Annotated in this window: 22 protein-coding genes; 19 read left to right on the top strand and 3 right to left on the bottom strand. The window is 33.8% G+C overall.

What is annotated here, in order from left to right; genetic code table 11:
• The first annotated feature begins 74 nt into the window (after window positions 1-74).
• From G600_RS13315 to G600_RS0100465, 15 genes are all read left to right on the top strand, one after another.
• Window positions 75-1,613, top strand: a complete 1,539-nt coding sequence (locus tag G600_RS13315) for a Na+/H+ antiporter NhaC family protein (protein ID WP_034245056.1) — start codon at window positions 75-77, stop codon at window positions 1,611-1,613.
• A 159-nt stretch (window positions 1,614-1,772) separates the two neighbouring features.
• Complete coding sequence (locus G600_RS0100400; protein ID WP_027430159.1) at window positions 1,773-3,809, top strand: methyl-accepting chemotaxis protein; 2,037 nt, start codon at window positions 1,773-1,775, stop codon at window positions 3,807-3,809.
• 765 nt (window positions 3,810-4,574) lie between these two features.
• Window positions 4,575-5,186 carry a class I SAM-dependent methyltransferase gene (locus G600_RS0100405; protein ID WP_027430160.1) on the top strand — a complete coding sequence of 204 codons (612 nt, stop codon included), beginning with the start codon at window positions 4,575-4,577 and terminating at the stop codon, window positions 5,184-5,186.
• Window positions 5,153-6,325, top strand: coding sequence for an HNH endonuclease domain-containing protein (locus G600_RS15895; RefSeq protein WP_027430161.1), 1,173 nt, complete (start codon window positions 5,153-5,155; stop codon window positions 6,323-6,325). Before G600_RS0100405 ends, G600_RS15895 begins: the two co-directional genes overlap by 34 nt.
• A 27-nt stretch (window positions 6,326-6,352) precedes the next feature.
• Window positions 6,353-7,405: a hypothetical protein gene (locus tag G600_RS0100415; protein ID WP_027430162.1), complete on the top strand. Its 1,053-nt coding sequence runs from the start codon at window positions 6,353-6,355 to the stop codon at window positions 7,403-7,405.
• Window positions 7,406-7,550: 145 nt separating this feature from the next.
• Complete coding sequence (locus G600_RS0100420; protein WP_027430163.1) at window positions 7,551-8,885, top strand: AAA family ATPase; 1,335 nt, start codon at window positions 7,551-7,553, stop codon at window positions 8,883-8,885.
• Window positions 8,878-9,390, top strand: coding sequence for a hypothetical protein (locus tag G600_RS0100425; protein WP_027430164.1), 513 nt, complete (start codon window positions 8,878-8,880; stop codon window positions 9,388-9,390). The genes G600_RS0100420 and G600_RS0100425 overlap by 8 nt, the downstream gene beginning before the upstream one ends.
• Window positions 9,391-9,408: 18 nt before the next feature.
• Window positions 9,409-11,274: a DUF2075 domain-containing protein gene (locus tag G600_RS0100430; protein ID WP_027430165.1), complete on the top strand. Its 1,866-nt coding sequence runs from the start codon at window positions 9,409-9,411 to the stop codon at window positions 11,272-11,274.
• 71 nt (window positions 11,275-11,345) lie between these two features.
• A complete protein-coding gene (locus G600_RS0100435) occupies window positions 11,346-11,666 on the top strand; it encodes a nucleotide pyrophosphohydrolase (RefSeq protein WP_027430166.1) in 321 nt (106 codons plus the stop codon).
• A gap of 375 nt (window positions 11,667-12,041) precedes the next feature.
• Complete coding sequence (locus G600_RS0100440; protein WP_027430167.1) at window positions 12,042-12,440, top strand: hypothetical protein; 399 nt, start codon at window positions 12,042-12,044, stop codon at window positions 12,438-12,440.
• 25 nt (window positions 12,441-12,465) lie between these two features.
• A complete protein-coding gene (locus tag G600_RS0100445) occupies window positions 12,466-13,761 on the top strand; it encodes an ankyrin repeat domain-containing protein (RefSeq protein WP_027430168.1) in 1,296 nt (431 codons plus the stop codon).
• On the top strand, window positions 13,754-14,605 hold the full coding sequence (locus tag G600_RS0100450; RefSeq protein ID WP_027430169.1) for a radical SAM protein: 852 nt from the start codon (window positions 13,754-13,756) through the stop codon (window positions 14,603-14,605). The genes G600_RS0100445 and G600_RS0100450 overlap by 8 nt, the downstream gene beginning before the upstream one ends.
• Entirely contained in the window at window positions 14,602-15,729 is a 1,128-nt protein-coding gene (locus G600_RS0100455) for an AAA family ATPase (protein ID WP_027430170.1), read from the top strand. The genes G600_RS0100450 and G600_RS0100455 overlap by 4 nt, the downstream gene beginning before the upstream one ends.
• Complete coding sequence (locus G600_RS0100460; protein WP_027430171.1) at window positions 15,716-16,249, top strand: type I phosphoribosyltransferase; 534 nt, start codon at window positions 15,716-15,718, stop codon at window positions 16,247-16,249. Before G600_RS0100455 ends, G600_RS0100460 begins: the two co-directional genes overlap by 14 nt.
• A gap of 118 nt (window positions 16,250-16,367) precedes the next feature.
• Entirely contained in the window at window positions 16,368-17,135 is a 768-nt protein-coding gene (locus G600_RS0100465; protein ID WP_027430172.1) for a class I SAM-dependent methyltransferase, read from the top strand.
• Window positions 17,136-17,372: 237 nt separating this feature from the next.
• On the opposite strand, the gene G600_RS0100470 is transcribed toward G600_RS0100465, so the two are convergent.
• Window positions 17,373-17,630 carry a hypothetical protein gene (locus tag G600_RS0100470; protein ID WP_027430173.1) on the bottom strand — a complete coding sequence of 86 codons (258 nt, stop codon included), beginning with the start codon at window positions 17,628-17,630 and terminating at the stop codon, window positions 17,373-17,375.
• Between the two features lie 135 nt (window positions 17,631-17,765).
• Between G600_RS0100470 and G600_RS0100475 the strand changes: the two genes are divergently transcribed.
• Window positions 17,766-18,617 carry a DegV family protein gene (locus G600_RS0100475; protein ID WP_027430174.1) on the top strand — a complete coding sequence of 284 codons (852 nt, stop codon included), beginning with the start codon at window positions 17,766-17,768 and terminating at the stop codon, window positions 18,615-18,617.
• A gap of 136 nt (window positions 18,618-18,753) precedes the next feature.
• Entirely contained in the window at window positions 18,754-19,146 is a 393-nt protein-coding gene (locus G600_RS0100480; protein WP_027430175.1) for a pyridoxamine 5'-phosphate oxidase family protein, read from the top strand.
• 31 nt (window positions 19,147-19,177) lie between these two features.
• Here G600_RS0100480 and G600_RS0100485 read toward each other — a convergent pair whose 3' ends face one another.
• Both G600_RS0100485 and G600_RS0100490 read right to left on the bottom strand, forming a co-directional pair.
• Window positions 19,178-19,384: a helix-turn-helix transcriptional regulator gene (locus G600_RS0100485; protein ID WP_027430176.1), complete on the bottom strand. Its 207-nt coding sequence runs from the start codon at window positions 19,382-19,384 to the stop codon at window positions 19,178-19,180.
• Between the two features lies 1 nt (window position 19,385).
• Window positions 19,386-19,691 carry a DUF6442 family protein gene (locus G600_RS0100490; RefSeq protein WP_027430177.1) on the bottom strand — a complete coding sequence of 102 codons (306 nt, stop codon included), beginning with the start codon at window positions 19,689-19,691 and terminating at the stop codon, window positions 19,386-19,388.
• A 227-nt stretch (window positions 19,692-19,918) separates the two neighbouring features.
• Between G600_RS0100490 and G600_RS13325 the strand changes: the two genes are divergently transcribed.
• Both G600_RS13325 and G600_RS0100500 read left to right on the top strand, forming a co-directional pair.
• Window positions 19,919-22,981, top strand: a complete 3,063-nt coding sequence (locus G600_RS13325; RefSeq protein ID WP_051195289.1) for a DEAD/DEAH box helicase — start codon at window positions 19,919-19,921, stop codon at window positions 22,979-22,981.
• Window positions 22,982-23,002: 21 nt separating this feature from the next.
• Window positions 23,003-26,176: a sacsin N-terminal ATP-binding-like domain-containing protein gene (locus G600_RS0100500; protein ID WP_027430178.1), complete on the top strand. Its 3,174-nt coding sequence runs from the start codon at window positions 23,003-23,005 to the stop codon at window positions 26,174-26,176.
• Window positions 26,177-26,181: the final 5 nt, after the last annotated feature.

Here is a 26,181-nt window from a genome sequence, read left to right on the forward strand (position 1 = left end):
TTTGTTATACTATTATGCATGTCTAAAAATTAGATGTGATAAATAGATATTATTTAATGAAGGAAGAAGAGTATATGGAATTTACTAATACGATTTGGTCATTACTTCCACCACTTATTGCCATTATCTTGGCATTGATTACAAAAGAAGTATATTCATCACTATTTGTTGGTATTCTTACAGGTGGATTATTATTTGCAGGTTTTAATGTTTCCGTGGCTATGAAGCACATTTTCGTAGACGGAATGATTGGACAGCTATCAGATAGCTGGAACGTAGGTATTCTCGTGTTCCTAGTAATTCTAGGAAGTATGGTAATGCTTATGAATAGAGCCGGAGGTTCCTCAGCCTTTGGTAAATGGGCAGTTAAGCACGTAAAGACTAAGAGAGGTGCGCAGTTTGCTACTATTATTCTTGGTGTATTGATTTTTATCGATGATTATTTTAACTGTCTTACAGTTGGTTCCGTTATGAGACCAGTTACAGATAAGCATGGCATTTCTAGAGAAAAGCTTGCTTACCTTATTGATGCAACAGCAGCTCCTATCTGTATCATCTCCCCAATTTCTTCTTGGGCAGCAGCAGTTACAGGTTTCGTAGATGGAGCTAATGGACTTTCTCTCTTTGTTAGAGCAATTCCTTATAATTTCTATGCTTTACTTACTCTTGTAATGATGATTGTTATTACTAATATGAAGTTTGATTATGGTTCAATGAGTTTAGCTGAGTTAAATCATATGGTTGAGAATAGAAAGAACAAGAAGAAGGATGCAGCAAGTTTAACAGGTGCTGAAGATCAGCCACATCCTCCAATTTCACAAAATGGTAGAGTTATTCACTTGGTTCTTCCAATAGTATCTCTTATTGTATGTTGTGTAATCGGTATGATTTATACTGGTGGTTTCTTTAGTGGCGCAGATTTCGTTACTGCATTTTCAAATTCAGATGCATCTGTAGGCTTAGTTTACGGTTCGGCAGTGGCACTAGTTATTACAATTGTTTTCTTTGTGGCAACTAGAGTGCTTAGCTTTAATGATTGTATGAATGCAATCCCAGAAGGCTTTAAGAGTATGGTGCCTGCGATTTTAGTTTTAACTTTCGCATGGACACTTAAGGCAATGACAGATTCCCTTGGAGCATCAACTTATGTTGGCGGTGTTGTGGCAAATGTAGCAGGTAACGGTGCTGTAATGAGCTTACTTCCAGCGCTTGTTTTCCTTGTGGGAATTTTCCTTGCATTTGCAACAGGTACATCTTGGGGAACTTTCGGAATCTTAATTCCTATCGTAGTAAACCTTTTTGGTGGGGATATAAACAACGAGCTTATGATTATTTCTATTTCAGCTTGTATGGCTGGTGCTGTTTGTGGTGATCATTGTTCACCAATTTCAGATACTACAATCATGGCTTCAGCAGGTGCAGGTTGCGAACATATGCGACACGTAACTACACAGCTTCCATATGTTTTTACAGTTGCAACAGTTTCACTTGTTTCTTATGTAATCGCAGGTTTTGTAAAGAACTGGTTTATAAGCTTATTTGTTTCTATTGTACTTATGATTTTAACTTTAGTTGTAATTAAGAAAATCAGTCAAAAAAAGACTTCTAATTAATTAGTGTACTATTAAAAAATGGTAAAGTGTGAATGCGCACTTTACCATTTTTATATATATGTAATTTTTTATATATACATGAGCTAATGCATGTGCTATAATGATAATTAATCAAGATACGTGAATAATAATTGAATATAGCATATGGAGGTACTGAAGATGCAAAATACTAAGTCAAGTGATTCTGTGAAAGTAAGTAACAGTATTAAAACCAGATTAATGTGCATTATGGTTTCATTGGTTATAATTCCTTTAGTTATAGCTATTGTAATTAGCTATAATTCTGCAACTAATAAATCAAAAAATGATGCACTAGATTTATTACATGCAAATACGAATTTTGTAAAATCTGAGTTTGAGGCAGCAATTAATAATAATTTAGCAGTTATTGAAACTGTTACAACTGCACCGAGTACGGTAGCATTTTTAAAAACCTATAATACGGGCTCACCTATCATTTCAGTAGAAACAATTCAGAAACAGTTAGATAGTATTGATGCCATAATTAATGATGGTAATGCCTGTATTTTAACAGGATTAGATGGAAATCAGATTGCTAGAACTGATGGTGGTAAACTTTCTAATGTAGCAGATAGAGAGTATTTCACAACTTGTGTAAGCACAAAGAAGTATGCATTTTCTGATGTAATGGTAAGTAAGGGTACTGGATCAAGAATATCCGTAATTATAGTACCTGTTCTAGATGCCGCAACAGGTGAAGTAGTTGGTACTATTCAAAGAAATTTTGACCTAAATTATTTTCATGACATTTTAGCAGATAAAATTGAAATGGGTGTTATTGTTGATACAAAGGGTATTGTTGCAGCCGATGCCGCTCAGGAATTAACAGCAGAAGATGAGGAAATTGATAGAAGTAATGCTGAGTTTATGAAATCAAGCAGCTCAAGTGGTCAGTTTGAATCATACGAATCCATTCCTGGACAAAAGAGTGGAAAAGCTTACATTAGTTGGGCAAGAAGTGAGATTACAGGATGGACTGTGGTAGTAGTTGCTAAGGATTCTGATATCATGGCAGAAGCTGTAAAATCTTCTATAATAATTGTAATTGTAGGCGTTTTCTTAATTATAATTTGTGTAATCATTTCATTAATTTCAGCAAATGGATTTGTTAAGCCAATTATAGATATTAATAAATCAGTTTCTACTTTGGCTGATGGTCGATTTGAAGTTATTGATAATTATAGTGGCAAGAAAGATGAAATTGGATTAATTGTTCGTAATTTTAATAGCGTAATTAATAAATTAGATGATATCGTTAGAAAAATTAAGGAAACATCAAATACAGTTACCGACTCTTCAGAAAATCTTGCAGATATGGCAACTCAGATTTCAGGGGCAACTGATAGTGTTGCATATGCAGTGCAAGATATAGCAACAGGAGCAATACAGCAGGCTGAAGAGATTCAGGCTGCGGCTGAAAATGTTAACAGAATCACAGAGGCAGTAAATGGCGTAAAAGACGCAGCTAAGAGTGTTTCAAACGTAACAGTTCAGATGAAAAAAGCATCAGAAATCTCTAGCAAGTCACTTCGTTTCTTATATGATACAAGTACAGCAATGACAGGAAAGATCGACGAAATTGGAAAGACAATTTCAGCTACTAAAGATGCCGTTGCCAATATTAATGAAAGAGTAGATGGAATTGCAGATATTGCAACTCAGACAAATTTACTTTCTCTTAATGCATCAATTGAGGCAGCACGTGCCGGTGAGGCTGGTAAGGGCTTTGCAGTCGTTGCTGAAGAAATTAGAAAACTTGCAGATGATTCTAATTCATTAGCTCAATCAATTAGAGTTGAGATGGATGTTTTACTTAGTCAGTCAGAAGCAGCAGTTAATGCGGCAAATGAAGTAAAGGCCGGAAATGTAGAACAAGAAAGCGCAATCCAGGAAACACTTGAATCAGTTAATGGAATGTTAGAAGATATCTCAACAACTGTTGATGGCGTAAAGAATATTACAGAAGATGCAGAAGTTTGCGTAAATTCTAATAACGAAGTTTCTGAATCAATGACATCATTGTCAGCAATTTCCGAAGAAAATGCATCATCTGCCGAAACAACAGGAGCTTCAGTAGAAGAGCTCTCTGCCACAGTTTCAGATCTTGCAAAATCAGCTAATGATTTGAAAGACGTCGCAGAGCAACTCAATAATGACATTAGTTTCTTTAAGTAGAATCTGTGAAGCTGAGAGACTTAGTTTTAACATGTGACAAGTGAAATATTAGGAGAATAAAATAGAAAGACTCCCTCCCTATCTGGCCTGAAGGCTAGAAAGGGAGGGAGTTTTGTGCTGTTCCGGGGGTGTGCTGTTCCGGGAGTTTTGTAGTGTTCCGGGAATTTTACCACTGCCGGGATGGGCTTGATTTCTCTGTGCTGTTGGAGAGGTGCAGTGTGCCGGGGGGTTGCCACTGCCGGGATGGAGTTTGTTTCCTCCGGCAAGTACCATCTCTCCGGGGAGCTATCTCTTGATTGCCCTAATTCGATAAAATCAGGCAAAAAGGATTAGTTTTTTAGTTTTAAAAAAAGTCGTTTTTTCAAAACTAATCCTTTTTAATATAAAAGTGTTGATTAGGGCAATCAAAACTTGCTTTAAAGGGTCTTATTTCCAGGGGTGTAGGACTAGCGGAAAAAAAGATGCCGAAAGGGATTAAAAAGCAACTTGCTAAATCGGGGAAGCGTTGACCTAACGGGAGTAAAAGAAGCCGCTAGGGTCAATGAATCCCGGAAGAGGCATAGATACTGACTTTCAGGGAGGTAATCAATCCCAATGCAGTAAATAAGCAAGTTGGGGGCGCCCCAGAAGCTTGATTTTACCGAAAGAAATCCAGTTCCGGAAAGAAATAAGCTTAATAAAGCAAGTTGGAATTCTATTTCACTAAACAAAAGCAAATGTTATAATTGACTTTAGTAAGATATGTATAAATCGTAGGAGGCTTCCATGCAAGACATCACAACAAACTACTACAACACAAATGCCAAAGTCTTCATAGAAGGCACCATGGCAGCAGATGTAAGCAACCTTCGGGAAAGATTCTTAAGCTACATTCCTAAAGAAGGCTACATTCTTGATTGGGGATGTGGTAGCGCTAGAGATAGCCTAGCTTTCATAGAGCAGGGTTATAGGGTGGATGCAGTGGATAAATCCAAAGAGCTTTGTGAATTAGCAAGGCTAAATTTAGGACTTGCTGTGGATAATCAAGACTTTTTAGAGTTAGAGGCTGTTGATAAGTACGATGGAATCTGGGCATGCGCTTCTTTACTTCATGCAAGTAGGGAAGAGTTGCCGGAGATTTTTAGAATAGCAAAGAGAGCATTAAAGCCTGATGGGGTTATATATGCCTCTTTTAAATATGGAGATTTTGAGGGCGAAAGAAATGGTAGATTTTTTACAGATGTGACCTTAGAAGCCTTTGAAAAAATTTTACCTGACATTAATAGAGCGAATGATAAATATAAGCTAGAATTAATGGAAAACTGGATAACTTGTGATGTTAGAGAATCAAGAGGGGACGAGAAATGGCTGAATTTGATTTTGAAAAAAGTGGACTAAAAGTAAATCTTAAGGAAGAATATTATAACCATTTGGATATGGAAGCATTTTATCAAATGTTAAAGAATCCCTCTTATTGCTACAAATTCTACTGGTTAGAGGCTTGCGTGAAGTTGATCGCTGAAGATGTGGAAAGAACTACATTTTCAGAAATAATAGATGAGATGATAGCCAACGCTTGGTATACGGTTCTAGAGTATCACATTCACCTAAGCGGCGTGGTGCTAGGCGAGGTTAGAGATGGCCTTGAGAGGGCTGTGCTTTTATTAAAGGAGCTTAGTGATTTGCCCACAAGTGCATCAAAGATTGAGATTAAAAATGCGATTAAGGCCAATGAAACTGCCATGAGGGCGGTTAAGATTCAGCTAACAAAGATGGTGCCTTATAGGGCTTTGGCAGGATTTTTTAATAGATACGAGAAAAATCCAAATTGGGATAGCGTTGGCAGGTTGACGCTCTATATTGAAGAGGTCAACAAACTTAGAGCTTTGCCTTATATAATTGGCAGGGAGACGGGGCTTAACAGGGAAGTTGCTTTCAATTCTTTTTGGATTAAAATGATACAAGACAACACCGTTGCTATCCTTAGTTGGATTCAGTATGAGAAGGTGAAGTGGCTACAAAACAACAATCCGGAGGTGCCAAGTTTAGTTTATAAGCTAGAACCTATGGATGAAAATGTAAGAAAGCTCGCTCATGTACATAAGCTTTGGGATGCAATTATAGATCTAGGTCCTGTGATGGATGTGTTCAAGGATACTGTGATTGAGGATAAGGCTTATGATGTGGATCATTTTATTCCTTGGTCTTTTGTGATGAATGATGAGCTGTGGAATCTAATGCCTATGGATAGCTCGCTAAATTCTGCTAAAAGCAATAAGTTGCCGAAGTGGGATCCATTTTTTAAAAAATTTGCCAAGAATCAATATTTGATGTATCAGTTGGTAAATGATGAGAGCAAGCCAGAGATTAGAAGACTTTTTGAGGGCTGCTTTAGGGACAACTTGCATTCGATTTGGGCAAATCAGGAATTGTATCGCAAGGGAAATACAAAAGATGAGTTTTATGGAATTTTAGAAAAAAATATGCAGCCTGTGTATGATTCTGCCAAGAGGCAGGGCTATCAGGTGTGGTTATAGGTTTAGATGTTTTTTTAGGAGATGCCTATGGATGAATTGTATGAGCGTATAAAAAAGAAGCACTGGAAAGCTGCAATAAAGAGATTTATGCAAAGCTTAATTAAGCTTATACCATTATTTGGAGTTTTAATATTTATTTTGGCTATGGTGCTTTTGTCAGATAATAAAATTGATAGATATGTTAAAAAAACAGCCGAAATTGAGCAACTCATTCAGGAAAATCAACTTAGCGAAGCTAAGGAAAAATTGGATGAAATTGACAATAAATCAAATTATCAGCATAATTTGGAGATTTATATTGAGCTTTTGAATATGGAGGCTCAAGCTGCCGATCCTCTTAAAATCTATGAAGTGTGTAAAAACTTTAATTTCACAAAAACTGCGGAAGGCGACTTAGATGCCGCAATGCGTGAAAGCTACGATAAATACAATGAGCTTTATACTTCAATGAAAAAGCAAGAAGAAGATGAATCAAAAAAGGCTAGCGAGGAAAAAGAAAATGCCCAAAAAAAGATGTGGTATGATCAGTTTGGAGATAAGGCCATAAATGTGGGAATGCCGTCAAAGGCAGTAGACTATTGCAACACAGGCAAACCTACTTTTCATTATTTCTGTACGGAAACCGATAAAGAAACTAAAAAAAAGGTATATGTCAATATTTATTATTGGGCTGATTTAGAAAATAATCAATACAGCACAATTTATATGAAGGTGGTATGTCGTGACAAAAAAATATCGGAAGTAACTCGCTATGGTGGTACAAGATACTGGGGCGAGAACAATACTCCTTTATTTACGGTTCATAAGTGGGATGAAGATAATTACTTCACAAGAAGTCTTGATAAAGAATTAAATGTTTCAAAATATAAAGTTGGCGGTTATAGTCCTAGTAGTAGCGGAAGCAGTAGTGGAAGTTCAGGAAGTAGCGGAGGCACAAGCGGAAGCTCAGGCAAACGAATCTATAATGGAAATAGCTACGATCCCGATGATTACGACAGCCCAGAGGACTTCGCAGATGATGCATGGGGCAATGACTTCGATGATTGGGATGATGCCTATGATTATTGGGAAGACTGGTAGAATTGTGACGATGATGCAATTGAATATAATAGTATAAATCAAAATTGTAGAAGATAGAGAATTATAAAAACGGACACCACTCCCTAAAATATTCATATTGAATATTTTAGGGAGTGGTGTTATTATATATTTAAGGAGGAATACGATGAATATTTATCTTTTAAAATTTGGATTTTATGGTATTAAGAACATTAAGGAGAATATTGAATTAACATTTTATAAGAAGACTGTAGATAAGAGTTTTGACCCTTCTTTGTATAAAGTTAAGTCAATTTATGGTGAGAATGGTTCTGGAAAGACAGCAATTGTAACAGCATTTAGTATATTAAAGAAGTTAATAGTTTTTCCTGATTATTTATCAGATTCTAATGTGCAAGAAAAATTAAGACATATAGTTAATAAAGAAAAAAATGAATTTAGATTGTATGCTGATGTATGTGTATATTCGGAAGAAGTGCCAATAGTTTTCTCTTATGAAATTATGGTGAAGAAAAATCAGGATACAGAGATTTTTGAAATATATTATGAACATTTAAAAGCAAAGAAAGCTACATATGGAAAAGCATTATTCCATGATGTTTTTGTGATAGAAAATGGCGAATTTAACAAGCTTGAGACAGATGAGCACAATAAAGAAATTATAAAAATTAAGACTATGAATTTGCTAGCTAGAGGTTCTGGTATAGCAAAAATTATGGAGTTGATAGAGAATAAAAAAGTAAATTACGAAGCAGAGTTGTTTTATGATGTAATTTTAGTGCAGGGAATCTTTTTACGAACTTTGACATTTTTAAATGATGAGGATGAACATTATTTATTTTATACAAAGAAAAATTTCGAGAGAATTCGTGATATAAAGAATGCTACTAATGAAGGTCTTGATAAAGCTTTTTTCCAAATAAATGAAATTATAAGTTCACAGACAAATAAAGTGAAAAAGAATGCGATTAGTTCGTATGAGAATAAGATTAAGAAATTAACGAGGTTTATTCAGATATTTAAGACATCACTAAAAGATATTATGGTTGAAAAAAAGGAGATGGATGCAGATTACTATCAGGTTTCATTAGTTTTTGATTATGGTAGTTATAGTGTTGATTATGAATTTGAAAGTACTGGAATTAAGAAAATGGTGAAATTGTATGACGCTATTCAATCAGTAACAATGGGATTCATTGTGTTTATAGATGAATTTGATGCTAATATAAATCCTGTATTTTTCGACAAATTAATTGACTATGTTCGAGATTTTGCTGATGGTCAATTGGCATTTACATCACATAATACAAGCTCTATGGAATCATTAAAAGATGGTAAAGATGCAATTAATTTCCTTACAAGTGATAATCAAATCATTAAATGGACTAAAAATGGACATTATTCGCCAGATGTATTATACAGAAATGGAATGATAGAAAAAATTCCTTTTAATATTTATGGTACTGATTTTGTCGGTATTTTTGGAGAATATGATGAGTAAACAGTTGATTTTTTGTGTTGAGACTAATAGCAAAGCTTTAACGGACTCGATATATATAAATGAATATGTAAGAGAATATTATTTGATTAATAATGACATTAAGATAACATTTATAAAGATGGCATCAAAGCAGAAGTATAAATCTAAAGATGTATGTGCTAGTATTAAAAAATGTATATCTATGTTTCAAGGTGAAAGCTTTATTCTAATGTGCATAGATACAGATAATATTAATTCCAATCAAGTTCAGAAAAAGGAATTTTATGATATACAGAAATATTGTGATAATAACGGTTATCATATAATATGGTTTAATCTAGATATTGAAGATGTATTTTATGGACATAGAGTTGAAAAGAAAGATAAAACAAAAGAAGCGGCTAAGTTTCGCAGTAGGCATTTAATAAAAAATGTAAAAGAAGTTGATTTCAAGAAGAAAATAGAAACACAACACGGAAGTAACTTAGCTCTTGTTTTAGATGAGTTGCTTGAAAGAAAAGAATAAAGACCTAAGGGAGGACATATGTTAGTTTATTCTGGCTTAAAGAAAGATTTTCTAAAGTCTGTAGAAGAAGACTCTATAGCAGAAGAAATTGAAGAGACAATTTATAACAAGATGCATAAAAAAACAGCTCGTAATGAATTTCGTTCTTGGGAGAATTCATTAGAATATATGTATAAAGTGCTTAATGATGACACAATTCCAGAAAATTCAGGCATTGCTATAGAATATAATATTCCGCAAACTTCAAAGAGAGTAGATTTTATTATATCAGGATATGGTGAGAAGAAAGATCCTAATGTAATTATTATAGAGTTAAAGCAGTGGGACAAGGTAGATACAGTAAATGGGCAGGATGCTTTAGTTGAGACCTTTACAGGAGGCGCTGTAAGAAAGGTAGTTCATCCATCATATCAGGCTTGGTCATATGCAGCTATGATTTATGATTATAATCAAAATGTGCAGGAAGGTAACATAATTCTTCATCCATGCGCATTTATGCATAATTATAGAAAATCTAATCCAGAAAAATTAGAGGAAAATCAATATAAAGAATACGTTGAGGATGCTCCGATTTTTGGTCGAGGTGAAGTCTATAAATTAAGAGAATTCATCAAAAAATCTGTTAAGACAGGGGATAATAAAGAAGTCCTATATGACATAGATAATGGACGTATAAGACCATCTAAAAGCCTTCAGGATACGATAAATAGTATGTTAAAGGGCAATCAGGAATTTGTTATGCTTGATGAGCAAAAAGTTGTGTATGAGGAAATCTTAAGGGTGGCTAAGCAGTGTATGACAGATTTAAAGAAACGTACGGTGGTTGTAAAGGGTGGCCCAGGCACAGGTAAAACTGTTGTAGCCATTAATTTGCTTGCAAAGCTAACTAATGAAGGTATGTTTGTTCAGTATACATCTAAGAATAGTGCGCCTAGAGAAGTTTATTCTAAGAAACTTACAGGCTTTAAGAAATCAAGCGTTAATAATATGTTTAAGGGTTCAGGATCATATGTAGATGTAGACTCTAATACAATAGATGTTATTCTTTGTGATGAGGCTCATAGACTTAACGAGAAGTCAGGTTTATTCCATAACAAGGGAGAGAATCAGATTAAAGAAATTATTAATGCAAGTTTATGTAGCGTTTTTTTTATAGATGAAAGTCAGAGAGTTACTTTAAGTGATATTGGTTCTATTGGTGAAATCAAGAAATGGGCAGACAAAGAAGATTCTGAAATTCTTGAAATGGAATTGTTGTCTCAGTTTAGATGTAATGGTTCAGATGGCTATCTTGCTTGGCTTGATGATGTGCTAGAAATTAGAGAAACAGCAAATCATGATTTGAAAGATATTGAGTATGATATACAAATCGTTGATGATCCTAATGAAGTAAGAGAAATTATCATAGAAAAGAACTTAAATTCTCACAATAGAGCTCGTATGGTTGCAGGCTATTGTTGGGAATGGCTAAAAGATGGTAAAGCAGATACTAACGTGCATGATATTAAGATTGGCGATTTTGAGATGAGCTGGAATCTATCGGATTCTCAGCCATTTGCCCTTTCAGACACTTCAGTTAATGAAGTAGGTTGTATTCATACTTCACAGGGACTTGAGTTTGATTATGTTGGCGTAATTATTGGTGATGATATGCGTTATGAAAATGGACACATTGTCACAGATTTTACTAAGAGAGCCTCAACTGACCAATCTCTTAAGGGAATAAAAAAGCTTTATAAAGAGAATCCAGAGAAAGCTTTATCTGAGGCAGATGAGATTATAAAAAATACCTACAGAACCCTTATGACAAGAGGAATGAAGGGCTGTTATGTTTATTGTACTGACAAGAACTTAGCTAATTATTTAAGAGAGTGTCTAAAATAGAATAGTAAGCAAGAACTTACATTAACTAATAGTTGATGTAAGTTCTTTATGTTTTTATAAAGGAGTTTAAAATGAACCAAGAAACAATTAACCGTATTAGAAAATTTTCAGAGGACCGCGATTGGGATCAGTTCCACGCACCTGCAAACTTAGCAAAGTCAGTTGTCATTGAGGCAGCAGAGCTTCTAGAATGCTTTCAGTGGGATAATGACAATTACGATTTGCAAAGCGTTAAAGAAGAGCTTGCAGACGTACTTATATGTAGCCAGCAGTTACTAGATAAGTTAGGTCTTGATGCAGATGAAATTGTAAATATGAAGATGACACAGAATGAAGCAAAGTATCCAGTTGAGAAAGCTAAGGGTAAGGCTTTGAAGTATGACCAACTTTAAGAATGACATAATAGAATAACTTAGTTTACAAGAGACCAATTTACTACAATTAGTAAATTGGTTTCTTTTTAATTTCGACATCATCCATTTTAATTTCGTCATTTAGAGGTCAAATGACTAAATTGAATTTAAAATGACCTAATTGAAATTATAAAAGTCCGCTGAGAGCGGACTAATTCTGTAATTTAATTATATATAATTAGTTATGTTAAGATATATAACATTGTTAACGAAGTTAAACAAATTCAACAAATCCCTTGATAGACAACAAAAATAGTTTATATTTAAAACATGAAATGCATTTTAAAAATTAAATTAAAGCGATAGTAAACTTTGAGTTTTAGTTTTTATGTAAGGGTAGTTAAGGAGGTAATTATGGAAAGAGAATGGAATTATGCGAGTCATTCACACTATGTAAGTTTAAAAGGTGGACCAGAACAATATGAAAAGAGCCTTCGTAAGGAAGGTTATGATGTAGGATATTTAGAAGGACGTAATGAAGGATATTTAGATGGACATAATGATGGATATCAAGAAGGGGTAGTTAACCAAGCACAGCATGATACTAAATGTGTTATTGTTGGATTAGCCGTTGCAGCTATAGCGGTAGTAGGAAGAAAAGGTTATTGTTTTTTAAAAGATGAAAACAAAAGAAATGATATAAAACAATTTTTTAAAGATAAGAAGGAACTAGTAGTTAATAAGTTTACAAAGGAGAAAAGCAGTAACGATACAGAAGAATATAAAACAGATAATGAACTAATACAAGAATAATTTACTTCAAAAAAGGGGAAAACACATGACACAAATCAATCCAACATACCTAGCCTTAGGCCAGAAGATCATCAACTACAGAAACGACGCCAACATAAAGCAAGAAGAATTTGCCAAGATGTTAGGCATTAGCAGAACCACACTAAGCTTTATTGAAAATGGTACTCAGGCGCCAAATTTTGATGTGCTTATTAATCTAATCAGAATTACACACATTGATTTCCTAGATATTATTGGCTGCAAGCAGGAGAATTACATAGTATTAGACACTAACATTTTGCTTAATCGCCCTGAAATGCTAAATATAGTTTTAAAGGATTGCGACAAGGTTTACATTCCGGTGCCGGTTATTAAGGAGATTAATTACCAAAAGGATCACGGCAAGGATAAGTATCGTAGAAATGCTTCCCTCTGTGAAGACATTTTATTAAAGAAAAAGTCAGAAAAGCTAGATATTCACACGGATTCTAAGCTCGATGGCACTAACGATGACAAGATTTTTGACGTGGCTTTTAAGTTAGCTAAGAAAAATGCATCAAGTAACGTTTATCTTTTGACTAACGACAAAGATTTTAAATTAAAGGACACTAAGAATCTAGATAATCTAAAGGTTATAAGCTCGGTTCAGTATGGCAGCATATTTTCAGAAAAAGATGGCTTTAATGAGACTTTGTCCCAGAGGTTCTTTATGGCAGTTTTTAAGAAGAATCTAGAGGAAGCCAAGTCCTTAATTAAGGATAAGGAAAATGTAATCAATGTAAATGTAGTGGATGCCAGGTCAGGAAGAACCCCATTAATTGCGGCTTTGCTTAATAAAGATGAGCAAATGGTGAAGTTCTTATTAAGCCTGGATAGGATCGACGTAAACGCTGTGGATGAGAAAAAATACTTGTTTCCGCCGCTTTCCCATGTCATGCAGATGCACAACGAAAGGGATGCCATGAAGTTCGCCAGAATGCTTATTGATAAGGGTGCAAATGTAAATGAGCCCTCACAAAATGAGACTAACGCTTTCAATATGCCCCTTATGATTGCTTGCTGGCACGGACATTTTGAATGTGTAAAGCTCTTGGTGGAGAACGGCGCATTTATAAATCAGCAGGATCAAAAGAATGGCTTTACTGCCCTGATTAAGGCAATTTTTAAAAATTCAGATAAAGAGATAGTCAAGTATTTGCTAGATAAAGGCGCGGACATTGACATTCTAACTTATCAAGACAAAAAGACAGCTCTTGATTACGCCTATGACACCGGCGACAGGGCGTTGATTGATTTATTGAAAGAGAAAAAGGAAGAAAGAGATAATAGAAAAAATGATTAACAGGATTTGTATTTCGACTATTAATCGCTGTAACTTGGCCTGCAAATACTGCCATTTTCACGAGAAGAGCGAGATTAAAGAAGCGCAGATGGACATTTTCAAAATCCTAGACCATGTGAAGGATTATGTGAGGGAAAAGCAAGCTGAAACAAAACAAGTTGAGGAAAGTTTACCAAAGCCGCTGTTTAAGATTGGCTTTGTGGGAAACGGCGAGGCTTTTCTTGAGTGGGACAAGCTTAAGTCCTACATCGCTTACCTTGAGGATTTTCCCGAAATTAGCGCCTACACAATCACCAACGGCACCCTTAATTTGGCGTCTAAAGACTGGGAGTTTTTAGAGAAACACAGGATAAATGTTGGCTTTTCCATCGATGGCTACAAGGAACTCCACAACAAGAATCGCTGCAATTCCTTTGATAAGACTATGGAAAATGTAGAAAACTACCGAAAGGCTACAGGCCATTATCCAACCTTTAATGCCACCGTTGGTAGAGATAGTTTGGAAAATGCAGACAAGGTTATAGAGTTTTTTAAAGCCTTTGGGGTTCGCATTACATTTTCAAGAATGATAGGAAAATATGGCATTAGTCTAGCAGAGTATAGAGATTTTCTTAAAAAAGCTAGCAAAAGTCTAGAGGTTAGAAGCGGCGGCCTTGATTGCACCATGTATGGAGGCAAGTGCGGGGCTGGAACTAATAATTATTTCTTTGCCAATGGAAATGTGTATTTTTGCGGGAATTGCATCGACTTGCCGCCAGTTGCAAAAAGCGATATTTCTTTTTTTGACCTTGAGAAAATGTCTCTAGATTTTGACAGAAACTATTGCTATAAGGAGTCTTTATGAGAGTTGCACTTTACGGCTTGCCCTGCGCGGGAAAGTCTTATATCCTTGATAGAATCGACTTTCTAGAAGTGGTTCGTGGAAGCGAGATGTTAAGAAAACTTAATCCAGATTTTCAGAATCTAAAGGATGAAGAGAAGGAAGATTTAAGAAAAGAACTTACTAGAATTTTGAAAAAAAGAGACAACTTTATTGTGGATGGTCATTATTCTTTTGGGGATAAAATTGCTTTTACCAAGGAAGATGGTGAATTATATGATACATTTTTATATCTCTATATTTCACCTGAGATTATAAGACGTCGTATGGAATTGTCTGATAAAAACAAAAAATACTTGAGATATGATTCCGAGTCGTGGCAAAAGAAGGAAATAGAAGCCCTGCGTAAATACTGCCATCAGCAGGATAAAGACTTCTTTGCTTTAGATAATCCGCCAGATAATTTTTTTGAAAATATTTTACCACTAGTGGAATTTATCAAAGCTATAAAGAATGGTTTTAGCCCTAAAAACTTTGCAAGAAAATGTGCAAAGGAAATTTTAGAAATCGCAAAGTCAGATACCATAACCCTAATGGATGGAGATAAGACCCTTACGAAAGTGGATAGTTCCCATGAGATATTTTCTTATAACACAAAGATTTATGATGGAAATTTCTATACGGGATTTCAAAGCTGTAGACAGGAGAAGGAGTTTTGTGATATGGGGTTTGGAAGGGGAGAAGAAGGACCTGCGTTAGAGGAAACAGACATAGGTGGAACAGGCCTAGAGGGTGAGGCTCTAAAGACAGCTGTTCTGTCACTTCCTTTAAACAAGCAAGTCACATCCCACATCACCCTTGACACCTTCATTTTAACTTCAGGTCATGGTCTTGTTTGGGAAGCATTAGCTAATAAGCTTGGCGTGAAAGCTTATTATGGTTTTGAAATGTGCGCAGAAACAAAATTTTTTATAACAAAATTCCTACAAGAGGCAGGTAAGAAGGTCATTGCCTACGGCGACAGTTTAAACGATTATTATATGCTAAAGCAGGCAGATGATGCATTTTTAATAGCCAAAGAAGACGGAAAGTTAAGCAGATCACTTGCGGATAAGGATTTAGGAGGTATTAATATTGTACGAGCTTGAGAAAACAAAAGAGGTGGAGGAGTTAACTGCCATCACAAAATCCAATTCAGGAATATCAGGGCCTAAGCTTTGCGAGGCTCATTACGAGTTAGGAAAGCGCCTTGGAGAGGCAATTAAGCACGATTTAGAGTTAAAGGAAAATGGTCCAATAAATGCTCAAAACACTACAGTTATTGCGGTGCTTAGAGGTGGCATGTACATTAGCATAGGTCTATATGTGGCTCTTAACTGCCGCTTGGATGTCTATGATCCGAAGCATCCTGAGGACTTTAAAAGACCAGAAACGAAGTATGTAATTTACGCGGATTCGGTGATAAACTCCGGCAAGACCTTAGAAGCCTTGCTTGATGAAAATGTAATCATAGCTTCTATTGTTACAAATGAGAAGGCAGTGAAAAAGTTTGGCGATTATCTTTACACTGCTAGAGTATCGAAGAATTCCTTTAAAGGAAGCGCTATAAAGCAGCAAAAAGGGGATAAAGGGCCGGATACAACAATGCGGTTGTTTAATCAGATATAATTAATAGCTTTCATTCCGTCCATTTAATGCTATAATTAGCTTAATAGATAAATTTTTAGAGAAAAATGCGGACAGGGTAATCCGCTATATAACAGATTTTTCTTAGGGGGGTAGGCTTATGAAGGCTAATTACGAGAATTGGATGCCTAAAAATCTTATTTTTTCCAGCTTTGCAGCGTCCTTGATTTCGGCATATTTAACCTATGAGGGTTATATAAAGGAGATGAAGGCGTTGACTATAATTTTTGCCATAGTGACCTTGATTCTTTTGGGGGCGACTTGCTGGAGCATTTTACTTTATAGGGCATTTTCCTATGACGGCAAAAGACAGCTATCAAGGCAAATCATCGAGGGTACAGCAAGTTACCTAAAGGACATCAAGGGTGACATCTTAGATGTTGGCTGCGGTAGCGGCGCTCTTTCAATTGCAGTGGCGAAGAATAATCCCGAGGCCAATATTGTCGGAGTTGATAGATGGGGTAGGGAATATGCTGCATTTTCAAAAGCATTATGTGAAGAAAATGCAAAAATAGAGGGAGTTTCAAACACTTGCTTTAGTGAAGGCAATGCCGTGAGACTTCTCTATGAGGATGGTCGTTTTGATGCAATCGTTAGCAATTACGTATACCACAACATCACAGGAATTAATAAGCAGGAACTCCTACTTGAAAGCCTACGAACTCTAAAAAAAGGCGGAACTTTTGTGATTCATGATATTATGACAAAGAGGCGATTTGGCAACATGGAGGCTTTTGCAAAGAAGCTAAAGGCCGTGGGATATAAAGACGTAAGGCTTATTAGAACCGACGATGGCTTGTTTATGTCAAAGGCAGAGGCAAGACTTTATGGACTCAGTGGGTCCACAATCTTAATAGGGATAAAGTAACAAATTTTTTGATAAGTTGGAAATTGATACTTAATTGAGATTTGTACAGATGAATTAGAAGAATTTATATCAAAAGGGCTGGATAACAGAAAAATAAAATTTTAGCAATTGAATTATAAATACTTAGGGCATATCAAATATTCGATATGCCCTTATTTATATAACCGTGTTCGCTGTCAAAAATATAAAATCACTAAAAATTTTTTTGAAATTTATTGGTAGGCTTTACCGTATATTTCACTTTAATAAGTCCTCCATCATAGCATCAATATCAGTATAACCTTTATAATTCTCTGGATGAGCTTTCATCATTTTCACCTCATCCATTGCTTCGATAGTTTCTTTATTAGGTATATCCTGCGCTATTACATTCTGCATATACCTAATTAAATCACCCTTTACATTTCCACCATTTCTTACGATAATACTTTTATATTGATTGTATAAATCACGATTTATAGAAAATGAACAAGTTACCAAATCTGCTTTAGCCATAATAGTATCTCCTTCTTATACTTATCTTATTTAGTAAGTTAAGTTTACATCTATTACTTAGCTTTGCCAATAGCTTTACATTGCATGATTTGCAGTCTAAAATTATATACAGGTTTAATGAAACGGAGGAAAAACATGATAAAAATTATTTCTGATAGCACTTGCGATTTATCTGAAGAACTTTTGAATAAATACGACATTGACATTTTGCCACTCCATGTGGTTATGGGTGATAAGGAGTATATTGATGGTGTCAACATAAGCCCTGATGAAATCTATGTGTGGTCCGATGAACATAAGGAAACTCCTAAGACTTCCGCAGTAGGAATTGGGGAGGCAATCAATCTTTTTAGAAAATATATTGATGCCGGAGAGGAAATAATTGCCTTTGCAATTTCTGAGGATATGTCCACAACTGCCAATGTTATGCGTATCGCAGCAGAAGAGTTAGAAAAGGAAGATAAGATACATGTCATAGACTCTATGAATCTTTCAACAGGTGTGGGGCATCTTGTAGTGGAGGCTGCTATTATGGCTAAAAATGGCGAATCTGCCGAAACTATCGTGAATGAAATTGAAAAAATGCGACATCGTGTAAGAGCAAGTTTCGTAATCGACACTCTAGTTTATCTTCAAAGAGGTGGCAGATGCTCAAGCGTAGCAGCTATAGCAGGGGGCTTACTTAAGCTCCATCCAAAGATAATTGTGGAAAATGGAAAGATGATCGCTAGTAAAAAATACAGAGGTAGCATCGATTCTGCAATTTTAAAATATGTAGCAGACCTAGAAGAAGAGCTAGCTAAGGCAAAGAAGGATAGAGTATTTATTACACATTCAGGTTGTGATAAAGAGCTGATTGCTAAGGTAAGGGAGAAACTAGAAGCCCTAAATAGATTTGATGAGATACTTGTCACAAGAGCAGGAAGTGTAATCTCAAGTCATTGTGGTCCAGGAACACTTGGGGTGCTATTTATGGAGGAGGAATAGTCTTAATAAAATCTAAATTATTTTAGTATCCCTTGTGTTCTAAAAATAACGGTACTATTATATATATAGTTAAGTACAATCTAAATGCACACAATAAATTTTACTTTAGAAAGGGAGATAAACCAATATGCAGAATATCGAGAGAGTATGCCAATTTCTAACAGAAGCAAAGACTTATTATTTAGCAACAGTAGAAGGTGATCAGCCAAGAGTGCGTCCTTTTGGAACAGCTTTATTATGTAATGATAAGCTTTATATCCAGACAGGTAAGGTTAAGGACGTTTCAAAGCAGATTGCAGCTAATCCTAAGGTAGAACTTACAGCTTTTAAGGGCGGCGAATGGATTAGAGTTTGTGGAGAATTAGTAAATGACGATTCAAAAGAAGTAAAGGAAGCAATGCTTGAAGCAATGCCTAGTCTTAAGAAAATGTATAGTGCAGATGATGATAACATGCAGATGTTATATTTTAAAAATGCAAAAGCTACATTTTGTTCATTTACTAAAGAACCAGAAACAATTGAATTCTAATCAAAGATAAACAGCAAATGAGGACCTAATTCTAGAAATAGAATAGGTCCTCGAATTTTTTATCCATTGCTATACATAAAAGTAATGCAAGTTTTGCAGTTGGGTTAAATTGTCCTGTTTCAATGGAGCTAATGGTGTTTCTTGAAACACCCACCATCTTTGCAAGTGCGGCCTGAGAAAGCCCAAGCTCAGCTCTTGCCTCTTTAACGTGATTCTTTAATTCTAATTTATCATCCATATTAATGTTCCATAATGAAACGAATTATCGCCAAAACACAAAGTACAAACATTAAGATAGCAAAAAATAAATCGTCTCCCTTTCTAGTTTTATAATAACGGTATGCCATAGATGCACATACTGATCCACAAGTTACAATGATTAAGTCCGTAGTAGGTTGTCCACTCTGGCTTCTTAGGAATGTGAAAAATGCAGTTAACATTGCCATTACACCATATGCATAGCGTAAAGAATGGTCTTTAACAATTTCCTCTCTTTCATCAATATTTTCCCTTTGTGCTTTTTTAAAAATTTCTTCTTTATTCATAAATATCTCCTCCATAATGCCAAGTTTTCTTTGCAAGTTTGATTATAGAACTGCCAAGTTTACTTGTCAATTGTTTTGTATGAAAATATTATTGAATCGGATGTTTGTCTAGAAACTTATTATCCTCAAAAGTTGAAAGGTGAGGATAAAAACTATATAATTAATATATATAAATTCGTGATAATAGAATACTGAAATTTAGAACTTACACTAATTAAGGAGCATTTATGGCAAATTTTAAAATGGGAGATAAGGTGACACTTATTTCGGATAATAGCATTGAAGGTGCTGTAATTGGAATCTTTCAAGATCAAAAAGAAACAAAGTATACAGTTTATACCAAGAATGGTGATAAAACGTATTATGAATCCCAATTAGAGAAGATAGATTTAGAGTCAAAAAAAGATTATGTAGGTTTTAATACCTTTAATGCTAGGATAACTGCGTCTTTAATTAGAAATCCAGTGGTTTCTTCGCTTTATTCGCTTAACAGTGCAAAAATAAATATAATACCACATCAGTTTAGACCTGTTTTAAAATTTATAAATTCAGATAGACCTCGTTTATTAATTGCTGATGGCGTAGGTGTTGGAAAAACAATTGAAGCTGGATTGATTTTAAAAGAACTTGAGGCAAGAAGTAATATCAATTCAGTTTTGATTATATGTCCGCGTCCACTTATAGCTGAACGTAAGTGGGAATTGGAAATGAAAAGATTTGATGAATCATTTGAACCTATAGATGGTGATAAATTTAAGTTTTGCCTTAGTCAAATGGATTTAGAGGGAGAATGGCCGGAAAAATATAGTAAAGCAATTATTCCTTTTTCTTTATTTGATAAAAATAAAGTAGAGGGTTCAGATGAATATAAAAGAAAGACAAAAGCATTATTAGAAGTTGATCCACCTAAATTTGATTTAGTAATAGTTGATGAGGCACATCATATTAGAAATACAGAAACTTATGCTTATAAAGCAGTTGAAACCTTTGTAGATAATGCGGAGGCAGTAGTATTTCTTACAGCTACACCAGTACAGCTTGAAGCAGAGGATTTATATACACTTTTAAAACTTTTAAGACCAGATTATGTGATTGACAAAAATACTTTTCAACAGATGTCAGAACCAAACGTATTTATAAATTCTGCATCAAAAATAATAAGAGCTAGAGGAGATAATTGGCAGGAAGAAGCACTAGAGAATATAAATAAAGCGTGCAATACCGCTTGGGGAAGAAAAATATTTAGTGATAACCCTGATGTAAAGGACATTATATCAAAATTAAAAAGTAATGAAATTAGAATAGAAGATACCGTTAAGTTAATCACAGATGTTGAAAATATGCATACATTTTCAAATGTTATTAATAGAACGAGAAGAAGGGATATTGGACGTTATACAACGAGAGATTCGCAAACAGTTGAAATTCAATTTACATCTGCACAAAAAATGTTACATGATGCAATTTTGGAAATAATACATGAAATGTTATCAATAATACATATGACAGAGAATACTATGTTTATGATGACAACTGTACGACGCCAAGTAGCAAGTTGCTTATTTGGTCTTGTTCCCATGCTTGAAGAGTTATTAAGAAGGCATGAGAATGAATTAATTATTGAATTTGATGAAGACTATGATTCTGTTGATAATTCTTCAATTTTAAGCGACTTAGAAATTAATACAAAAATAAATCAGATTATTACTTTAGCTAAGAATTTACCGGAAGAAGATCCTAAATATGATGCAATGCTACAAATTATCGAAAAGAAACAGCAATCTGAAAAAAATAAGGTAATGATTTTTAGTAGCTTTAGACATACATTGAATTATCTTTATAAGAGATTAATTAGTGATGGCTACAGAGTAGGTTTAATTCATGGCGGAGTAAAAGATGGTGATAGACTAGAATTAAGAGAAAGATTTGATCCATCAATTACAGATATTAGTTCTTCAAACGCTATAGATATTATGTTATTTTCTGAAGTGGGTACAGAAGGATTAGATTACCAATTTTGTGATTGCATGATTAATTATGATTTGCCTTGGAATCCTATGAGAATAGAACAGAGAATTGGTCGTATTGATAGAAATGGTCAAACAAGTGAGAAAGTTAATATTTATAATCTAATAACTCCAGGAACAATTGATGCAGACATATATGATAGATGTTTATTAAGAGTGGGAGTATTTAAAGAATCAATAGGTGATTGTGAAGATATATTAGGTGGTGTTACTAAGGAAATAAATAAAATAGCTACTAATTTTAATATGTCAGACGAAGAAAGAAGAGCCGCCCTACAGCAAATGACAGACAACAGGGTTCGTATTATACAGGAAGAAGAAAAATTAGAAGAAAAACAAAGGGAACTTTTTGGAATAAATATAGATAGTGCAGAATTTGATAAGAAATTAGATAATGCTAAGAATTATTGGCTATCACAAGAAATGATTGAAAATTTAGTAGAGGAATTTTTAAATGAAATTTTAGAAAAGCCAGCAGAGTATCTTTTAGGTGAAAAGAATATAAAAAACCTTAGATTATCACAGGAAGCAAGAAAAGTATTATTAGATGATTTTAAAGGCAGGCATTATAAAAAGAATAAATTAGTAAGAGCATATGAGAAGTATTTAAAAGGTGAAGAGACTTTTTGGAAGGTTACTTTTAGTTCAGAAGCTGGTTTAGAGGATATGAATCTTAATTTGATTAATACAACTCATCCTATGGTTAGACAGGCAGCAGAATTTTTAGACAGCAATAAGAAAACTTTTTGTCGTATTAAAGTAACAACTGATGAAATAAAAGAGGGCGTTTATCATTTTATTCTATATCAATGGGTAATAGTTAGTGACAAGAAAGATATTGAGATTAGAGTTGTATCGGAAAACTCTGATTTAGACAATGCAATAGCTGATTTTTTAAAGAATTGTGAAGATGATAATGAAGAGTATGAAGAATCATTTGATTGGAAAGAATTAGAAGAGAAAAGTCATGATATTTGGAAAAATGAAATAGAGAAAAATAAAGCAAAAACAGAGGAAAGAATTAAGTATAGAGAAACAAGTCTTTATACTAGCACTATGGCACGTATTGCAATGCTTGAGGATCAAAAACTAAATTCTAACAATTCTGGTGAAGTATATTTAAGATTAACAGAAGGAAAAATAAATAAGGCAAAGAATGATTACAAGTTTCTTTATGATGAACTACAAGAAAAGAAGAAAAAAGCAGATATATTTTCGGAAGTATTATGTTATGGAATCTTAAGAGTTGAGAATAGTAAATGATAATGGTTTATGGAGTTGTCTATGGAATTTTATGAGCAATTAAGAAAAGAAAACATATTAGATTTTGGAAGAAAAGCGAGTGATACTCTTTCTTTGGCTGCAAACCAATATAGTGATAGAACTCATTTTCTATTTGAAATTTTACAAAATGCCGAAGATGCAATGGCTAGTAAAATTAAATTCATTTTGTACAAGGATAGATTTGAGATTAGACATGATGGTCGCCCATTTAATGAAAAAGATGTTATTGGTATCTGCGGTATGATGGCTAGTACAAAAACAGAAGATTACATTGATGAAGGCACTAAAATTGGACACTTTGGAATAGGTTTTAAAGCGGTATATGCTTATACAGAAACACCAGTAATTTATTCTTCTAATTATCATTTTAGAATTGAGGAATATGTAAAACCTTATGAGGTGGAAGCAGATCCTAATTTAGATGACTTAGAAACTAAAATTGTGTTGCCTTTTAATAAAGCAAGTGTACCTAAAGAAATTTGTTATGAAGAAATTCATAAAGGTTTAAAGAAGAAAATGAATTCTGATAGCTTATTGATTTTAAAAAATATTAGAGAGATACATATAGTTATAGATGGTACAGAAGAGGAAATTAATGTTGATAAGGAAATGAGACAAAAGGATGGCAGTGGAAATGTTTTCGATATCAATATTCGTACAGAAAATGTAGATGGTAAAAAGAATGAAGAGGATGAAAAGAATTATTTATTATTTACAGATGCGGAAAAAGAAGCTGTAACAATTTTATTTAGTGTAGATGGTAAGGAAATTAAGGAAATAAGAAATAGCTTAATTTATGCTTATTTTCCTACAGCTAAGGAGTCTCATCAAAATTTTATTATTCATGCACCATTTGATACAACACCAGCAAGAGATAACTTAATAGCAGTAACACAAGCAGCAAATAGAAACAAAATGTTTGTAAAAAATTTATCTAGATTAATTCAATTTGCTTTTATTTGGATGAAAGATAATGGATATTTAAATCTAGACGTTTTAAATAAAGTTTATCCAATATATAAGTATGATGAAGAAGATTTGTTTTATGACATTTATGTAAATTGTGTCGATTTTATTCAATCAGGAGAAAGAATTTTACCAACCAATAAAGAAGGTGTATTCAAAAATATAAAAGAAATTTTGGTACCTGAATCGCGTAGCATAGTAGATGTATTTGATGATGAAGATATGCATTCTTTACTTGGAGATAGAGAATTGTATTGGATGGCTAAAGATATAACTAGTAGCAGGTATTCAGATTTTAGAGATTATTTGAATGCAAATTTTAAATTTAGAGTATGTAGTTGGAAAGAATTAGTAGTAAATTTAAATGCTAAATTTTTAAAAACTAAAAATGTATCCTGGTTTGAAAATTTATTTTCATCCATAGAGAATATGTGCTATAAAACAGCTAATAAATCAATTTCAATCGATGCGCTAAGTATCCCTTTTGTCAGAACAAGCGCAGGTGAGCAAATTACAGCACAAAAAGAAGGCAAGTATCAGGTCTATTTAAATAATCCTGAGATAGCTAAATATAGAATTGATAGCAAGTTTCTTGATAATGATATTGTTTACAATTTTTACAATAGAGTGTTACACATTCCTGAATACAATATAGAACGTGAGGTTGTAGATAAAATACTACCTAAATATCTCTCTGGAAGTGTATCTTTTAATACAACTAATCACATAAAGGAAAATATAAACGATTTAGCAACTATAAAAGAGGCTTTAAAAAACAATATTGGACTTAAAGAAAAAATAAAAGAATATTATATTGTAACTGATGGGAATGAGTGGTTTAGACCGGAGGAACTTCATATAAAGTCCACAGATGTTAGAACGGGATATAAGCTTTTATCAGATTTACAAGATATAAAATATTTATCTAATAAATATTTTGATGATACTGTGTTAGAAGTAAATTTGGATGACAATTTTTTTAAAACATTGGGTTGTTTTGAAGGTCTGAAAAAAACAGAAATTGATAGAGAACATTATTTAAGATTAGTAAGACAATATGATGGTGCGGGAAAAATGAGAGAAATACAAACTAAGATTTTGTATAAGAATTATATTTCTAATGATTATTGGAATGTATATTATGATCAATTTGAGTTGCTGTTTAAGAACATGACTAAAAAAAAGTCAAAACTAATATTTGAATTTTTAAATGCCCACACTAATGATTTTTTAATAAAAGATAGGTTGCTTGGAGCTGATGATAGAAATTATGACGGTAGAAATGTTGATGCTATGGAAATATATTCAGCAGTGGGTTTAATTCTTAGTAGAGAAAAATGGATATATAAAGAGGATGAAGATAGAACATATTCACCTGAAGAACTTAATAAAGAAGAAATAGCAGATGAATATTCACGTTATAAAAGAATAATTGATGTATTACCTTTTAAAAAAGATAGCGAATTATTAGTACAGTCATTTAAGGCATTTGGCATTGATATTGAAACGAGTAAGCAATTTATAGAAATGATTATGAATGATAATGGTAGCCAAATAAAAGAAATGTTGCAAACGTATAATAAAGCTAAGGCTAAAAGAGATGCAAAAGCAAAAAAGGAATCCGATTTAAAAAGTTTACTAGGACAAGCAGATAAGTCTCAAAGGGATGTTTATAATGATGATACAGATTTTGAAGTTAGAAGTATTTCAGAACGAGGCTTAAAAAAGCGTGAAGCTAATTTGGAAAAAGAATTTTTGAATTCCATGAAAAATGAGGACTATCTTGGCAGAGGCGTTGTATTTACAAGAAGAGAATCCAATAAAGAAGAAAAACTTTTCTTGGAAAGTGAATATGGGGGATATTGTCAGATATGTAAAACAAGAATAAAGAAGTGGAATGGAGATTCGTATTTTGAAGCTATTAATATAGTAAAAGCAAATGATTTACAAGAGCATATGACTAAGAGTTTTAATTTGGGTTGGAATTCATTAAGTTTATGTCCTAATTGTGCAGCTAAATATAATTATTGTTCTAAGGTTATATCAGGATTATATTATCAAGTTATGCAGACTCAAATTGAAGTGGATTCTGATGAACCGATAGAAATAAAGGTGGAAATCCCTGAGGGAGAAGAAGTTGTTATTAAATATAGTCCAAGACATTTTCTAGCTTTAAAGAGAGCATTTGAAATATATGCAGGAGAGTAAGGTGT

The organism is Lachnospira multipara ATCC 19207, from assembly GCF_000424105.1.
Taxonomy (GTDB): domain Bacteria; phylum Bacillota; class Clostridia; order Lachnospirales; family Lachnospiraceae; genus Lachnospira; species Lachnospira multipara.

Bases quoted from the DNA above. Each gene is read 5' to 3' on its own strand.
- G600_RS0100470 (WP_027430173.1), bottom strand. From the start codon at position 17,630: ATGGCTAAAGCAGATTTGGTAACTTGTTCATTTTCTATAAATCGTGAT.
- G600_RS0100415 (WP_027430162.1), top strand. From the start codon at position 6,353: ATGGATGAATTGTATGAGCGTATAAAAAAGAAGCACTGGAAAGCTGCA.
- G600_RS0100430 (WP_027430165.1), top strand. From the start codon at position 9,409: ATGTTAGTTTATTCTGGCTTAAAGAAAGATTTTCTAAAGTCTGTAGAA.
- G600_RS15895 (WP_027430161.1), top strand. From the start codon at position 5,153: ATGGCTGAATTTGATTTTGAAAAAAGTGGACTAAAAGTAAATCTTAAG.
- G600_RS0100475 (WP_027430174.1), top strand. From the start codon at position 17,766: ATGATAAAAATTATTTCTGATAGCACTTGCGATTTATCTGAAGAACTT.
- G600_RS0100450 (WP_027430169.1), top strand. From the start codon at position 13,754: ATGATTAACAGGATTTGTATTTCGACTATTAATCGCTGTAACTTGGCC.
- G600_RS0100485 (WP_027430176.1), bottom strand. From the start codon at position 19,384: ATGGATGATAAATTAGAATTAAAGAATCACGTTAAAGAGGCAAGAGCT.
- G600_RS0100500 (WP_027430178.1), top strand. From the start codon at position 23,003: ATGGAATTTTATGAGCAATTAAGAAAAGAAAACATATTAGATTTTGGA.
- G600_RS0100490 (WP_027430177.1), bottom strand. From the start codon at position 19,691: ATGAATAAAGAAGAAATTTTTAAAAAAGCACAAAGGGAAAATATTGAT.
- G600_RS13315 (WP_034245056.1), top strand. From the start codon at position 75: ATGGAATTTACTAATACGATTTGGTCATTACTTCCACCACTTATTGCC.
- G600_RS0100405 (WP_027430160.1), top strand. From the start codon at position 4,575: ATGCAAGACATCACAACAAACTACTACAACACAAATGCCAAAGTCTTC.
- G600_RS0100420 (WP_027430163.1), top strand. From the start codon at position 7,551: ATGAATATTTATCTTTTAAAATTTGGATTTTATGGTATTAAGAACATT.
- G600_RS0100400 (WP_027430159.1), top strand. From the start codon at position 1,773: ATGCAAAATACTAAGTCAAGTGATTCTGTGAAAGTAAGTAACAGTATT.
- G600_RS0100455 (WP_027430170.1), top strand. From the start codon at position 14,602: ATGAGAGTTGCACTTTACGGCTTGCCCTGCGCGGGAAAGTCTTATATC.
- G600_RS0100435 (WP_027430166.1), top strand. From the start codon at position 11,346: ATGAACCAAGAAACAATTAACCGTATTAGAAAATTTTCAGAGGACCGC.
- G600_RS0100465 (WP_027430172.1), top strand. From the start codon at position 16,368: ATGAAGGCTAATTACGAGAATTGGATGCCTAAAAATCTTATTTTTTCC.
- G600_RS0100440 (WP_027430167.1), top strand. From the start codon at position 12,042: ATGGAAAGAGAATGGAATTATGCGAGTCATTCACACTATGTAAGTTTA.
- G600_RS13325 (WP_051195289.1), top strand. From the start codon at position 19,919: ATGGCAAATTTTAAAATGGGAGATAAGGTGACACTTATTTCGGATAAT.
- G600_RS0100425 (WP_027430164.1), top strand. From the start codon at position 8,878: ATGAGTAAACAGTTGATTTTTTGTGTTGAGACTAATAGCAAAGCTTTA.
- G600_RS0100445 (WP_027430168.1), top strand. From the start codon at position 12,466: ATGACACAAATCAATCCAACATACCTAGCCTTAGGCCAGAAGATCATC.